The following is a 13,774-nucleotide window of genomic DNA, read 5'->3' on the forward strand; positions in this document are numbered from 1 at the left end:
ACTCATGTGGCGTCTTGCAATTGCTGACCTCTCTTGCGGCCAGTCATTGGCAATTGCGAAACAAAAGCCACACGAATGCGATTATAGGCATCCGCGTCGCAAATCGCCACCGCGGGAAGGCTATTTGAACAATGTCTTGAACCGCGCGAGGAACTGTTTTTCAGCCCGGCCGGCGGACCAGGATGTCACATAGTCGCGTTCGCTCGCCGGAGGCAGCTTGGGATCCCGGCCGAACAGCCGTTTGGCTTCGGCTTGAGAGAAACCCGCGAGATGAGTGGCTTCGAGATAGGCAGCGCCCATATCGGCAGCCTTGATCTGCTGCTCGATCTCAGCGGGCAGGACGGGCGGCAATCCGAATCGGATATGGATAGCGGCAAGCAGGCGCTTCTCCACGACCTTGTAGGAGCCGCCGATCACGGCCTTGAATGGCGAAATCATGTCGCCGATCACATATTCTGGCGCATCGTGCAGCATCGCAGCCAGCCGCACCTGATGATCGATGCGCGGATTCTGCGTGCGCAGCACGGCTTCGACGAGCAGCGTATGTTGCGCCACTGAGAAGATGTGTGCGCCGTGCGTTTGCCCGTTCCAGCGAGCAACGCGCGCGAGACCATGCGCGATGTCTCCCACTTCGATGTCGAGCGGCGAGGGATCAAGTAGGTCGAGGCGCCGGCCGGACAGCATTCGCTGCCACGCTCGCGACGTTGAAGGGGACGCTTTCCGGGAGCTCATTTCACTTTCAGGCGCGCAGGGCGTTTCGTCTTGCCGCATGTCTCGTGGCAATGGCACGTCACCAGATGATCGTTGACCATGCCGGTCGCCTGCATGAATGCGTAAACGATGGTCGGCCCGACGAACTTGAAGCCGCGCCCGATAAGCTCTTTCGACATCTTCGTCGAGATCGGCGTCGCTGCGGGCACGGAGGCGGTGGTTTTGAAATTGTTGATCTTGGGTTTGCCGTCGACGAAGTCCCACAGAAAGGCGGAAAAGCCCGGGCCTTCTTCCATGATCTTCAAATAAGCCTTCGCGCTGTTGACCGTGCCTTCGATTTTTGCGCGGTTACGCACGATGCCGGCATCATTCATCAGCGCCGCGACTTTCTTGTCACTGTACCGCACGATCTTGGCGGGCTCGAAATCGTCGAACGCTTTGCGGAAGTTGTCGCGTTTGCGCAGGATCGTGATCCAAGACAATCCCGCCTGGAAGCCATCGAGAATGAGTTTTTCGAACAACGCGCGGTCATCCCATTCAGGGACGCCCCACTCGGTGTCGTGATAGGCAATGTAAAGCGGATCTTCACCGGGCCACGGGCAGCGATGCAGGCCATCGTCGTGCAAGCGTGCGCGGGTCATGCGGAGGCTTTCTTCGGTGTGGTGCGGACATCGTCCGGCGCAACCAGGTTAATCGGGGCCGCGCCCGCGACCAAGGGCAAGCCTGCATCGAGTGCGTCGGTCACGCGATCTGTGCGCAGCAAAGCCAAGCCGAGTCCTTCGGCCGAAGAGCCCATGGTGCCAACCGGTTTGTCGCCGGCAAGAATGCTAACACCGACGCCGGGTGCGGGTCCGTCGAACTTCACGCGAATGGTACGCGTCCGCGCTGTGCCGCGATGCTCCATGCGTGAGACGACTTCCTGCCCGACATAACATCCCTTGTCGAAATCGACGCCGTGAAGGCGATCCATGTTGGCCTCATGTGGAAATGCATCGCCGTAAATAAAATCAGTGCCGCCATTCGGTATGCCCCACGCGATGCGATGAGCTTCATAAGCATCGCTGCTCACCAGCTCTGCACCGATCGCTGCTGCGGTTGCGTCTGCAAGATCATCCGGGACGAGGACGCGCCACCCGATTTCCGAACTGCGTGGATCCGCGAAAGCGAGGTCCGGCTTGGTGGCTGGTTCACAACCCCAGACCGCAACGACGCCGAGCTGGGCGGACAGATTCTCGATGGAGACTTTCGCACGCAGTTTGTAGAAGCCGAGCCGGTCGGCGAGAGGTTGTGCTTGCGGGAGAGGGCAGTCGAACACAAAGCCGCCGCCATGCGCGGCGGGCGCTTCCGTCACCAGAAAGTCCGCGATGATTTTCCCTTGCGGCGTCAGCAGCGCGCCAAAGCGGCCAATCCCGGGCTGGACGTGCTCGATATTGGTGGTCACAAGACCGTCGAGAAAGCGGCGGGCATCCTCTCCGCTGACCTTAATGACGCCGCGATCGGGCAGAAACGCTGCTTTCATGGACAATTTTTCCGAAGTTCTTGGGGAAATGCACCCGGCCGATATTACATCGCAACGTAAGGCGCTAAGGTGCCGGCAACAAGGCCCGCCTAGTGGAGCGGATTTGACATTCGCTACCGGTCTGGCTGCGGATTCGTTAGGCGAATGTCAAATCCAAAGCTCCACTAGCAGCTTATAATTGCTAGTTGTTCTTTGATTCTAACATTTGCAATGGTTTCCGCTGAAACGGGATGCAAATGTTAGAATCGAACAACTAGCGGTCAGCCCGTTGCAATGCGTGCATAAAGCCGGGCACAGACGCAGCAGACAGAAGACGAGTTTCAAAAGTGGCCCAGACATTTGACGTGATTCTCAAGTCCGGCACCGTCGTCAATCAGGACGGCGAGGGTGTGCGGGATATCGGCATTTCTGGCGGCCGAATCGCTGCCATTGGTGAGCTGGGAACTGCCAGCGCTGCGGAAGTGATCGATTGCAAGGGGCTGCATATCCTGCCCGGCGTGATGGACACGCAGGTGCATTTCCGCGAGCCGGGATTGACCCACAAGGAAGATCTCGAAACCGGTTCGCGTAGCGCTGTCATGGGCGGCGTCACCGCCGTGTTCGAAATGCCGAACACCAATCCGCTTACGGTCACGGAAGAAGCGTTCACGGCGAAAGTGAAGGCCGGTCATCATCGCATGCATTGCGACTACGCTTTCTTCATCGGCGGGACGCGCGAGAATGTGCAAGACCTGCCGGAGTTAGAGCGGGCGCCAGGCTGCGCCGGGGTCAAGGTTTTCATCGGCTCTTCAACCGGTACGCTGCTGGTTGAAGACGACGAGAGCCTGCGGCGCATCTTCAAAGTCATTCGCCGCCGTGCCGCGTTTCACGCCGAAGACGAATATCGCCTCAATGACCGCAAAGGACTTCGCATCGAAGGCGACGCCCGCTCACATCCGGTATGGCGCGATGAGGTTGCTGCACTGATGGCGACGCAACGCCTGGTGAACCTTGCCCGCGAGACCGGCAAGCGCATCCATGTCCTGCATATCTCGACCAAGGAAGAAATCGAGTATCTGCGAGATCACAAGGATGTCGCGTCATGCGAGGCGACGCCGCACCATCTAACGCTGGCAGCGCCCGAGGCCTATGAGCGGCTCGGCACATTGGCGCAGATGAATCCGCCGGTGCGCGATGCAAGCCATCGCGAGGGGATTTGGCGCGGCATCGAGCAGGGCATCGTGGATGTCCTCGGGTCCGATCACGCGCCGCATACGCTTGAGGAAAAATCCAAGACCTATCCGGCTTCGCCGTCAGGCATGACTGGTGTGCAGACATTGGTACCGGTGATGCTCGATCACGTGAATGCGGGGAAGCTGTCGCTGGCGCGTTTTGTCGATCTCACCAGCGCCGGTCCGGCACGGCTCTTCAATATTGCCTGTAAGGGGCGGATCGCTGCTGGTTATGATGCGGACTTCACCATCGTCGATCTGAAGCGTGAGGAGACGATCACCAACAAATGGGTCGCGTCGCGCGCGGGCTGGACGCCGTATGATGGTGTGAAGGTCAAGGGCTGGCCTGTCGGGACATTCGTGCGCGGACGGCGCGTGATGTGGCAGGGCGAGTTGGTGACGCCTTCAACGGGCGAGACGGTGCGTTTCCTGGAAACGCTGAAGCCTTGAGGTCTTCCAGGCTACGGTTTGGGGCTTAAACGGCTTACTGTCTAAACGAGACGATAGAAAACTCGCCGCTGCGAACACGGGCGGCGAGGCCTTCCACGAATGTCGCAACAGCATCCTCGCCATAGGTGCCGACCAGTTCGGCGAACGCGGCGAAGAGGCTTGCTTGCGCGAGGCAATCGCCGTCCACGCCGTCATGACGTGCTTCAGCCCAAGCTTCGTTGAGATAAGTGAGCGCAGCCTGCTTTTGCTCGTGATCGGGCAAAAGGTCGCGACCGGACGTTAAATAAGAACGGTACGTCATGAATGTCAGAAACCTGTAACGGGCGTCCGGTGGGATTTACGGAATTTTGAAACTGCACAAGCATTAGCATGCACGCGCGCGTCGCCTAGTCAGTTCTTTAGGAAAGGTTAACGGCAAGCAATCAGTTTATCAGAAAGTTCCGCCTGCCAAGGCGATCGTGCAACCGTTTGGCCGAATTGCACTAATTGGCGTAGCGGGCCGTCAAATCCCGCGAAATTTTCGAGCCTTCTTCCAGATAACGGCGGATCGCCACCGTGGCTGCCGGGGTGCAGGTCCGATAAGTCTGTTGAAAACCATTATAGCCGCGGTTGAAGCTCGCGATCATGCGCGATCGACGGGCACCGGATGGTGTCTCGGCATCAACCAGCGCCTGCATTTCCGCACGCCATTTCTGGCCTTCATTGGCGCCGCAAATTCCGCGCAGGTAATGCAGCGTTCCGAGAATTTCGGCGAGCCGCAGCAGGTCGCCGTCGAACGGCGCGGCCGCATCCTGCGCCCGGGCGGAGACGGGAACAGCCACAGCGGCAATCAGGAAAACTGCGAAAATGCGTCTGAGCATGAAGGCTGCCATATGCCCGTTCAAAGGGCCGGAAGCAAGGCGGCGATCAGGCGCCCACCATCTTACGCGCGGATGCGATCACGGTTTCCAGACCCGTGGTGATGGGCAGGCCACCCAGGTCATCCGGCGGCAGCCAGCGGGCGTCGTCCAGCTCATCATTGAGCATGATCTCGCCCGAGACCCAACGGGCAGCAAAAGGCAGGATCACGAAGTGGCCATGTCCGCCGGTTCTTGCGGGGAGCGCCTCACGCCAGCCCGCCAGCCCCACAATCTCGATGGTGAGGCCGGTTTCCTCACGAACCTCGCGAGCGACGGCTTCGGTCAGGCTCTCGCCGAATTCCACGCGCCCGCCGGGAAAGGTGTAGATGCCCTTGGCCGGTTCGCGGGCGCGGCGGACGAGGAGAACCTTGCCATCGCGGAAGATGCCAGCGCTGACGGCGAGCTGCGGCCTGTTTGCTGGGGTCTGCGTGGTCATTGAGTCATGATGCTGTCGACGTCGGCCTCATCGCTGGGGCCGTTGATGACCGCACCGGCGTGCGTCACCAGCGGCTTGACCCAACCGATCGCCTGTTCCGCCAGGGTCACCCGGGTTTTGTCCGATTTGGCTTCCCGCATCGCATCTCCGACAGCCGTCAGGATAGATGTCATTGCAGCCGTGATGCCGTCGAATTTATCCCGGATCGTGGGATTGGCCGAATCATAGACGCTGATGGTGAGGTCGCGGCCCTTGAGGTTCGAGGCAGCGAAATGCTCGCGATAGCTCAGGGGGTGCCACTCGAGGAAATCATCCGCGCATTCCGGCATGTCCGGAATCATTTCCAGCAGCATGATGGCTTCGTTGAAATGATTCAGGTAATCGGTCGCAAGACCCGTGCGCGGATTGATATTCGCGTCCAGCAATATTTGCTCGCGCTCGGCGGCATCGAGGTGCGCCATGGAACGAGCATTGGGGGCAGGGCAAGACATTGCGGGAGCCAAATGAGACATTGCACCAACTGTCCAATATCCCGAGTTAAAAGCGACTGAATAAGTTCCAGCGTTGTGTAATTTTCGCCCCGGAATTCCCCGTTCTCGAGTCTTTTTATGTGTGGCCGATACATCATTGCATCACCTCCCGACGTGCTCCGTCGCCTGTTTGCCTACGGCGAGCAGCCGAATATTCCGGCTCAGTTCAATGTCGCGCCGACTCAACCGGTACCCGTCGTCATCCTGGACAATGGCGCCCGGCACTTCCAACTGATGCGCTGGGCGTTCATGCCGGCCTGGGTCAAGGACCCGCGCCAATTCGCTGTCGTCATCAACGCGCGGTCGGAGACCATTTTCGAGAAGCCATCGTTTCGGAACGCTGTGAAGCGCCGCCGCTGCCTGTTGCCCGCGGACGGCTACTACGAATGGCAAGCATCGCGTAAAGGCAAGCAGCCGTATTTTATCCATCGTGCCGATGGCCGGCCGGTCGCCTTCGCAGGCGTCGCGGAAACCTGGAGTGGACCGAACGGCGAGGAAGTGGACACAGTCGCGATCGTCACTGCCGCCGCCAGGCCGGATATGGCTGCGCTGCATGATCGGGTGCCCGTCACGATTGATCCAGACAATTTCGAACGCTGGCTCGACAGCAACGCGATAGAGACGGAAATCGCAGCGCTGATGGTTGCGCCTGCGGAAGGCACTCTTGTCTGGCACGCGGTTTCGCCGGCAGTGAACCGCGTGGCGAACGACGGCCCGGAATTGATCGTTCCACTGAGTGCGGAAGAGATCGCGGCGTCCGAGGCCCTCGCGGATGAGCTACCCAAAAAGACGCGCAGTGCGCCTAAACCTAAATCGTCCACCAAGCCCGCGCCGCCTCCGAAGGAAGACGACGCGCAGGGATCGTTGTTCTAATCTTTGAAAATGTTCAGAGCCGCGTATTGCAGCAGCATGATCGTCTTGGCGTCGACGATCCGCCCATCCTTTGCCATCGCGAACGCCTCGTCGAACGGCAATTCGAGGACGTGGATGTCCTCGCCCTCGTGAGCCAGTCCGCCACCGTTGCCGATCCGCATGTGCGGCTCGTACGCGGCGACGAAGAAGTGCAGTCTCTCGGTGACGGCGCCCGGGCTCATAAAGGCTTCGAAGACCTTCTCAACCTTATCGATGCGATAGCCGGTTTCTTCTTCTGCTTCAGCCTTGATGCGCACCTCGGGCGTTGCATCATCGAGAATTCCGGCAGCTGTCTCGATGAGCAGGTCATCATAGCCATTGACGTAAGCAGGATAGCGAAACTGCTTGATGAGCAACACGGTACGCTGTGCGAGATTGTAGGGCAGCAATGTCGCGCCGTTGCCGCGGTCATAGGTTTCGCGATGCTGGGTCTGCCATTCTCCATTCGAATGCAGCCAGTCGAACGCCGTTGTTTTCAGCACATACCAGTTGTCCGACAGCAGACGGACGTCTTTGACGCGGATGCGGTCACGCACACTCATGCAGAGGCCTCAGGCAAAAATTAGATCAGGGAGTTGGTTCGCGCCCATCGAGCCATTTTGCGTAGATGATACGCGGCTGTTCATCGTAATTGAGCGTTTCATAGAACGCCTGCGCTTGCGTGTTCTCAGGGCGGACCAACAATTGAAGCTTTTCGACACCGCGCTTGCGGAGCCAGTCCTCCGCTGCGGTGATGATGGCGCGTCCGTATCCGTTCTTGCGGTGATCAGGATCGACCGCGACGTAGTAAAGCCAGCCACGATGGCCATCGTGCCCCACCATCACCGTGGCGAGGACCGACTGCTGATCGCGTCCGACCAGTACGGTGGACCCCGGACCCTTGCGGGCTCTCGAAAGATCGGCCCTGGGATCGTTCCAGGGCCGTGTCAGATCACATTTTTCCCACAAGGCGACGATGCCCGCTTCATCTGCGTCCTCGGCGGTGGTGATGTCGAGGTTGCTTGATGGCATCGTCGAAGACCCGATTCAGAGGACCTTGCCAGGGTTCATGATGTTGAGCGGGTCGAGATTGGCCTTGATCGACCGCATGATGGCGAGCGCCACCGGATCCTTCACGTGCGGAAGTTCTTCGCGCTTCAGGATGCCGATGCCATGCTCGGCGGAAATCGATCCGCCGTGCTTGGCAACGATGCTGTGCACGACACTGTTCACATCGCGCCAGCGCGCCAGAAATTCCGCCGAATCGGCTCCGACCGGCTGGCTGATATTGTAGTGGATGTTTCCGTCACCAAGATGACCGAACGCAAATGGTCGTGCGCCGGGGATCAGATTTGTCACGGCGGCATCGGCCTCGATCAGGAAATCCGGCACTGCGGCGACAGGCACGGAGACATCGTGCTTGATCGAGCCGCCCTCGGGCTTCTGTGCTGGCGAGACGATCTCACGCAGTTTCCAGAATGCATTGCGCTGGTCGAGATTCGCCGCCAGCACTGCGTCCAGGACAATGCCGTCTTCCATGCCCTGCGCCAGGATCGCTTCAATGGTGTCGCGTGCATCGTCGCGTGGCGATGAAATTTCCATCAGCACGTACCATGGATGCGGCCCGGCTATCGGTGCGCGGACGGACGCGTTATAGTTGACCGCCCAGTCGATGGCGATCTGGGGGAGGAGCTCGAAGCTGGTCAGGCTCCCGGCAGCCATATTGCGTGAGATGTCGAGCAGCTTGAGGGCATCGGCGGGGGACTCGATCGCCGCGAAGGCGGTTTCAACCGAGCGCGGCTTGGGAAACATCTTCAATGTCGCAGCAGTGATGATGCCGAGCGTGCCTTCGGCGCCGACAAACAGGTCGCGCAGATTGTAACCGGTGTTGTCCTTTTTCAGGCTGGAGAGTCCGTGCATGATGCGGCCGTCCGCGAGCACGACCTCCAGACCCAGCACGAGATCACGCGCGACGCCGTAAGCAAGCGCGGCAATACCGCCGGCATTGGTCGAGAGGTTGCCGCCGATGGTGCAGCTTCCTTCAGAGCCGAGCGACAGCGGGAAAATCCGGTCTGCATTCGTTGCGGCCTGTTGCGCGTTAGCCAGGATCACGCCGGCTTCGAGCGTCATGGCGTTGGATTGCGTATCGACTGAACGGATCTTGTCCAGCCGGCGCAGCGACACCACGACTTCGCCGTGATGAGGTGTCTGACCGCCGACGAGACCGGTGTTTCCACCCTGCGGGACGATCGCCGTTTTGGTCTCGGTTGCAAGCTTGCAGATGGCGGAGACTTCCGCGGTCGAGCCCGGCCGCAAAACGAGCGGCGAGCGGCCCTGATACAGATTGCGCTCTTCGACGAGATAAGGGGCCACTTCATGCGGGTCCGTCACCGCGTATTTTTCGCCCACGATGGCCGCGAAGCGCGCAAGCAGTTCAGGTGAAAGAGTGGACGGCGGTGTTTGCACGATATTCATGTCTCGATTCATCTCTGCGGATGTTTGCATTAGGTTGGAACGGCTGCACGGCGCAGCCGATCGTTGATCGCTTCTCCAAGTCCCTCGTCCGGAACCGGCATCACGGCGATGGCGCGGGCTCCTTTGGTGTCGAGCGCGCGAAGATAACTGAAAAGGTTCGCCGCGGCTTCTACGAGATCGCCCGTTGGGGACAAATTCATGGCTGCTGCGCCTCCGGAAATCTCGTGGGGACCGAATGCCAGCAGCGCCTCATCGGGCTCCAGGTGCTTTGCATTCAGGCGCACCGCCGTTCGCGGCGCATAGTGCGAGGCCAGCATACCCGGCGCCAACGGGCTCGCTTCGGTGGCCTGAGTTTCTTCGGTGACGCGGGCAAGCGGTTCACCAAGCACACGCTCGATGTCCTCACGCGGCAGGCCACCCGGCCGCAGCAAAATCGGTGTCTCAAAACAGCCGACGATGGTGGATTCGACGCCAACAGAGACCGGGCCGCCATCAATGATCAGATCGATGCGCCCAGCCAGATCGCTAAAGACGTGCGCGGCAGTGGTGGGCGAAACGTGCCCTGAAATATTGGCTGAGGGTGCTACGACCGGTTGGCCGAATGCGCGGAGAATGTCATGCGCCACCGGATGAGCCGGCACACGCACGGCAACGGTCTCCAGTCCCGCGGTCGCAAGGTCGGAGACTTGGCAGCCAGGAGCCTTCGGCAGAACCAGTGTGAGGGGTCCCGGCCAGAAGGCCTCTGCCAGGCGCAGGCTTCGCGCGTCGAACCGGGCGATGTGCCGCGCCGCGTTGAGGTCACCGACATGGGCGATCAGCGGATTAAACGACGGCCGGCCTTTGGCCGCATACAGGCGGGCGACCGCACGCGCGTTGGTTGCGTCTGCGCCCAGGCCGTAGACCGTTTCAGTGGGGAACGCGATCAGCCCGCCGCCGGCGAGGCATTCCGCAGCGCTGTCTGCCGCGGTGCCATCTGCGGGGAGAATCGTCGTGGTCTGGCTGGGTTTCATCTGGGGACTTTGCGCCGGAAGACTTTTACTCGTTTGATCCTTATACCGCTTCTTGCGATTTGCGGGAGCCGACGCTATACCGGCCACCCATGTCGGAGTGTGGCTCAGCCCGGTAGAGCACTGCGTTCGGGACGCAGGGGTCGCAGGTTCGAATCCTGCCACTCCGACCATGATTTCAATAGGTTAGCTGGTTTCGGCCATTTCTGCGCAACGAAACGATTACGATGCTATAACAATCGCCACGTTTGAGCCGAATTGGCCGATTTTCGAAAACGTTAGGCACCGAGCTGATCTCTACGCGGTACTGAGCGATGAGATCTTGAAGCCCGCGACGCAGCGTTCGGGTTTGTGTCCGCCCGCAGCTCCGGCCTTTCAGGGGTGCTCAGAGTGACGGCACCGAACGTCATCGGCCACGCTGTTATTGTGTGCTGGCACTTGTAGTATTCGAGTTGTCCGCGCGACAATCGCAGATTCGTTCACGCGTCAGCAGCGGAAAGTCTCGTCGGGCCACGGCTACTTCTTGTCGTCAGCTTCGTCGTTATCAGAGAGCGCGCGATAGCGGTCAAGATCGGGGTCGCCGTCCATGTAGAGCCCGATGAAGCCGCGGTAACCGAAGTCATCGCGGAGAAGAGCGAGCAGCCGATCCAAATCCTTGTAGGACCGATCTTCCTTGTCGCCCCAGGTCCGCAGTGGCAAAAACTCGCGTCGCCAACTAGGCCGAACATAAGCCAAATGTTCGGCTACGCCCGCAATCGTCTTGGTGATGATAAGGACGTTACGCAGGTGGCCGCCGTTTTGAAGCTCCTGCTTAATTTCCCCTTCCTGTAACCCTCTCACTAAGAGCTACTCCCGCAAGTTTATTCGCCCAAGGGCGAGACCACACCGGGCAGACTTCTTTCCGAATGGCTCGTCGACATTCGGTCCGGTAGATCCGGAGCGAGTCGAACAGCTCTATAACGAAGGTTGCCTCCAACCTCGTGTCTAACAGCGATGGAGTGGATTCGCGAGACACCAATAAGGCTCGCCGTCCAATGATCACCTATCGCTGGTTCCTTCGACCAGCGTCGGGGATATGTTATGAGGCTCTTTATCTCGGAGGGAATCGCCAATCTAGCGGTGCAAGAGCGGCGCTACTAATCCTCGTTGTTCGCCGGTCGCCGACAAATGCCCTCACTCATCGCGCAGCTACATCGGCTAGAACTTTTCCGACCACGGACGAACGTCGATCTCGTGGGACCACGCGCTGCGCGGCTGTCGATGCAGTTGCAGATAGAGTTCAGCGATCGCATCCGGTGCTAGTAGAGAATCCTCGCCGCGCTGCTCGGCAAGATGCCGATAGCGCTCGGCTTCGATTTGCCCATCGATGATCACGAAGCCGACGTGTACGCCTTGGGGCCCCAGCTCACGGGCCATACTCTGGGAGAGCGCACGCAAGCCGAACTTCGGAACCGCTAAGTTGGCAAAGCCTGCACTGCCGCGCAGGGCAGCAGTTGCACCCGTGAAGATGATCGTGCCATGTCCTCGCTTTGCCATCCGCCGCGCAGCCGCCTGACCGACAAGAAACCCTCCAAGACAGCCAATGCGCCAGCAGCGCTCGAAGTCGGCGGGATCGATATCGAGAACGTTGTCCTTCTGAAAAGCACCCGCGTTGAACACGACGAGGTCGGGCGTTCCAAGATCGCGGTCTACACTATCGAAAACACGGAGGACGTCTTCGCTATTCGAAACGTCAGCGGCATAGGGCTTGACGCCATTGCAACCTCCAGACTCGATCATGGAGTTCAGCTTCGCTCCGTCGCGAGCAACTGCGCCGACCTGCATGTTCTCGTTCATAAAGCGCTGTGCCAGCGCCCAGCCCAAGCCTGGTCCAACTCCAAAGACAATCGCTATCTCGCCCGCTGCCATGTCTACTCCTCCTAGGGATACTCCGCGACCCAATTCTTGTAAGTGGCGATAGGCGGGCGCGTTTGGGGATTATGCGCCCGATCGAACAGGCCGTCGTCGCCATAGTGATCGCCCTAAGTGGGCTGCGTCATTGTGTCGTCTCCTCCTCGGATCACACTAAACACGACGCCAACAGCATCTAGAAAATGCGGCGCCCTACTGCTGACGCGCAAGCCGCTTCCGGATCAGCGACGGTCTGTAGACAATGCTGCAACAGCAATCCGAAAGCGGCTGTGCGGATCAGTCACAGCAGCGCGGAAATCACCGCTCAACAGACCGCTGTTACCTCGCGGCTGCGAGAGCGGCCTGCTTGATCACATCCGCCACGAGGTCCGGGTTAGAGACGGTGACGGCGTGCGAAGCGTTGACCTCAATTACGGTGGAGTGGGCGCGATCAGCTTCGAACTCGTATTCGTCGACCGGAATGGCGCGATCTTGCAAGGTCCTGACTTGCCAGCTCGGCTTGCTCGCCCACGCCGCCGACGTCACAGGCTCGGTAAGGGCCGCCAAGTTCATGGGGCGTTGGCCAGCGAGCATCAGGGCTGCCACACTCGCGGGCACATCGGCGGCGACGTTGCTGTGGAACTTGTCCGGCTGGTAGAGGAGATAAGTGCCTGTAGTTCCGTCGGGCAGGGTATACGTCGTCGGCTCGACGGACGTGGGAAACGTGCTGCCGGGATATCGCTCGAGTAAATGGGTTGCAGCCTCGCCGACCGCGGGCATGATAGAGGCCGCGTAGACAAGGCCTTTGACCTTGGGGTCGTCGCCGGCCTGCGTGATGACGGCGCCGCCATAAGAATGAGCCGCCAGGATCACGGGCCCATGAATCTTGCCCAACAGACTGCGCAGATACGCGGTGTCGATCGCCGGACCGAGAAGGGGGTTGCCGAAAGCGATGACCGGGAAGCCGTCGCGCTGAAGCCTCTCAATCACTCCATTCCAGATCGACGCGTCCTCGAAGGCCCCGTGCACAAGCACGATAGTGGGCTTAGGTGATTCGTGATTCATCTCGATTCCCTTTAAGAGGGTTACACGGGCAGTGGCGCGCTGATGTGTTCGTCAAGCCATTCCGCCCACGATCATCAGCTTCCATAAAGAGCCGCGAACGGTGCCTACTTCTGTGCGATCACATGAAGGCGATGAACCTTGGGAGCTTTGGAGAACAGCTCGTCCGCTCTTCCGAACAGCGCTTTTGCGAGGTCGCCCTTCAAGTGCTCGTCGCGCCCGACTTCGTCTGCGAAGGTATCGACGATGCCGTACAACCCTGGTTCTTCTTCTTTGACGGCATACCAGCCCACGATCCCAGGCTCGTCCTTCGCCATCACAGCGCCCTGTTTCAGGAAGGCTTCGACCTCAGCTTCCTTGCCTGGCCTAGCATTCAACTCAACATAGAAGCCGAACTTCACCATCCGATTTATCCTTTCATTGACAGCTGACCGATGCACTCAGTCAGCCAACAGGCACTTTGCTAATAGTAAAATCATCTACATATGAGGATGCATTTTTATAAAATCGCAACTCAATAAAAAATTACTTCGAAATTTTCAGCTTTGATAAAATCGATTTTAGTCAGCAACAGAAGCGTTTCTAACGAAACCAGCTACCAGAATGGTCGTGCTTTTGGCATCATAACAAGAAATTATCTTTTCGATAAGAATATGCGTTTTTATAAAAACACCAATAATAAGGGCGATTGCG

General features: G+C 59.2%; 17 protein-coding genes and 1 tRNA gene. 3 read left to right on the forward strand and 15 right to left on the reverse strand.

The genetic code is table 11. The features are described from left to right. Positions 1 to 120 precede the first annotated feature (120 nt). Genes ACZ5C3_RS05435 through ygfZ form a run of 3 tightly spaced genes read right to left on the reverse strand, consistent with a single transcriptional unit; the run spans position 121 to position 2,230 of the window. On the reverse strand, positions 121 to 732 hold the full coding sequence (locus ACZ5C3_RS05435; protein ID WP_464035858.1) for a YfbR-like 5'-deoxynucleotidase: 612 nt from the start codon (positions 730 to 732) through the stop codon (positions 121 to 123). After that, positions 729 to 1,352: a DNA-3-methyladenine glycosylase I gene (locus ACZ5C3_RS05440; RefSeq protein ID WP_464035860.1), complete on the reverse strand. Its 624-nt coding sequence runs from the start codon at positions 1,350 to 1,352 to the stop codon at positions 729 to 731. Before ACZ5C3_RS05440 ends, ACZ5C3_RS05435 begins: the two co-directional genes overlap by 4 nt. Then, a complete protein-coding gene (gene ygfZ, locus ACZ5C3_RS05445; RefSeq protein WP_464035862.1) occupies positions 1,349 to 2,230 on the reverse strand; it encodes a CAF17-like 4Fe-4S cluster assembly/insertion protein YgfZ in 882 nt (293 codons plus the stop codon). The genes ACZ5C3_RS05440 and ygfZ overlap by 4 nt, the downstream gene beginning before the upstream one ends. Positions 2,231 to 2,556: 326 nt before the next feature. Between ygfZ and ACZ5C3_RS05450 the strand changes: the two genes are divergently transcribed. Further along, positions 2,557 to 3,891, forward strand: coding sequence for a dihydroorotase (locus ACZ5C3_RS05450; RefSeq protein WP_464035863.1), 1,335 nt, complete (start codon positions 2,557 to 2,559; stop codon positions 3,889 to 3,891). A gap of 34 nt (positions 3,892 to 3,925) precedes the next feature. Here ACZ5C3_RS05450 and ACZ5C3_RS05455 read toward each other — a convergent pair whose 3' ends face one another. From ACZ5C3_RS05455 to ACZ5C3_RS05470, 4 genes are all read right to left on the reverse strand, one after another. After that, positions 3,926 to 4,192 carry a hypothetical protein gene (locus ACZ5C3_RS05455; protein ID WP_464035864.1) on the reverse strand — a complete coding sequence of 89 codons (267 nt, stop codon included), beginning with the start codon at positions 4,190 to 4,192 and terminating at the stop codon, positions 3,926 to 3,928. A gap of 181 nt (positions 4,193 to 4,373) precedes the next feature. Continuing rightward, a complete protein-coding gene (locus ACZ5C3_RS05460; protein ID WP_464035866.1) occupies positions 4,374 to 4,751 on the reverse strand; it encodes a TIGR02301 family protein in 378 nt (125 codons plus the stop codon). Positions 4,752 to 4,797: 46 nt separating this feature from the next. Beyond that, positions 4,798 to 5,226: an NUDIX hydrolase gene (locus tag ACZ5C3_RS05465; RefSeq protein WP_464035867.1), complete on the reverse strand. Its 429-nt coding sequence runs from the start codon at positions 5,224 to 5,226 to the stop codon at positions 4,798 to 4,800. Continuing rightward, on the reverse strand, positions 5,223 to 5,687 hold the full coding sequence (locus ACZ5C3_RS05470; protein ID WP_464035869.1) for a hypothetical protein: 465 nt from the start codon (positions 5,685 to 5,687) through the stop codon (positions 5,223 to 5,225). The genes ACZ5C3_RS05465 and ACZ5C3_RS05470 overlap by 4 nt, the downstream gene beginning before the upstream one ends. 147 nt (positions 5,688 to 5,834) lie before the next feature. Between ACZ5C3_RS05470 and ACZ5C3_RS05475 the strand changes: the two genes are divergently transcribed. Further along, complete coding sequence (locus ACZ5C3_RS05475) at positions 5,835 to 6,629, forward strand: SOS response-associated peptidase family protein (protein WP_464035871.1); 795 nt, start codon at positions 5,835 to 5,837, stop codon at positions 6,627 to 6,629. Here ACZ5C3_RS05475 and ACZ5C3_RS05480 read toward each other — a convergent pair. From ACZ5C3_RS05480 to ACZ5C3_RS05495, 4 genes are read right to left on the reverse strand one after another with little or no spacing between them, the layout of a single operon-like run. Next, positions 6,626 to 7,210, reverse strand: a complete 585-nt coding sequence (locus tag ACZ5C3_RS05480) for a GDP-mannose pyrophosphatase (protein ID WP_464035873.1) — start codon at positions 7,208 to 7,210, stop codon at positions 6,626 to 6,628. The two genes, ACZ5C3_RS05475 and ACZ5C3_RS05480, sit on opposite strands and share 4 nt — an antisense overlap. A gap of 25 nt (positions 7,211 to 7,235) precedes the next feature. Beyond that, entirely contained in the window at positions 7,236 to 7,679 is a 444-nt protein-coding gene (locus ACZ5C3_RS05485; protein WP_464035875.1) for a GNAT family acetyltransferase, read from the reverse strand. A gap of 15 nt (positions 7,680 to 7,694) precedes the next feature. Beyond that, complete coding sequence (locus ACZ5C3_RS05490) at positions 7,695 to 9,122, reverse strand: FAD-binding oxidoreductase (RefSeq protein ID WP_464044588.1); 1,428 nt, start codon at positions 9,120 to 9,122, stop codon at positions 7,695 to 7,697. Between the two features lie 29 nt (positions 9,123 to 9,151). Then, positions 9,152 to 10,132 carry an L-threonylcarbamoyladenylate synthase gene (locus ACZ5C3_RS05495; RefSeq protein WP_464035877.1) on the reverse strand — a complete coding sequence of 327 codons (981 nt, stop codon included), beginning with the start codon at positions 10,130 to 10,132 and terminating at the stop codon, positions 9,152 to 9,154. Positions 10,133 to 10,225: 93 nt separating this feature from the next. Here ACZ5C3_RS05495 and ACZ5C3_RS05500 point away from each other — a divergent pair. After that, positions 10,226 to 10,302, forward strand: a tRNA-Pro gene (locus tag ACZ5C3_RS05500). A gap of 343 nt (positions 10,303 to 10,645) precedes the next feature. Here the strand turns inward: ACZ5C3_RS05500 and ACZ5C3_RS05505 are convergent. The 4 genes from ACZ5C3_RS05505 to ACZ5C3_RS05520 form a co-directional block, all read right to left on the reverse strand. Next, positions 10,646 to 10,969 carry a hypothetical protein gene (locus ACZ5C3_RS05505; RefSeq protein ID WP_464035878.1) on the reverse strand — a complete coding sequence of 108 codons (324 nt, stop codon included), beginning with the start codon at positions 10,967 to 10,969 and terminating at the stop codon, positions 10,646 to 10,648. A gap of 357 nt (positions 10,970 to 11,326) precedes the next feature. Next, positions 11,327 to 12,037, reverse strand: coding sequence for an SDR family NAD(P)-dependent oxidoreductase (locus tag ACZ5C3_RS05510; RefSeq protein ID WP_464035880.1), 711 nt, complete (start codon positions 12,035 to 12,037; stop codon positions 11,327 to 11,329). Between the two features lie 321 nt (positions 12,038 to 12,358). After that, positions 12,359 to 13,084 carry an alpha/beta fold hydrolase gene (locus ACZ5C3_RS05515; protein ID WP_464035882.1) on the reverse strand — a complete coding sequence of 242 codons (726 nt, stop codon included), beginning with the start codon at positions 13,082 to 13,084 and terminating at the stop codon, positions 12,359 to 12,361. A 104-nt stretch (positions 13,085 to 13,188) separates the two neighbouring features. After that, positions 13,189 to 13,485 carry a putative quinol monooxygenase gene (locus ACZ5C3_RS05520; RefSeq protein ID WP_464035884.1) on the reverse strand — a complete coding sequence of 99 codons (297 nt, stop codon included), beginning with the start codon at positions 13,483 to 13,485 and terminating at the stop codon, positions 13,189 to 13,191. Positions 13,486 to 13,774 lie beyond the last annotated feature (289 nt).

The organism is Afipia dichlorophenoxyacetatis (assembly GCF_055386385.1).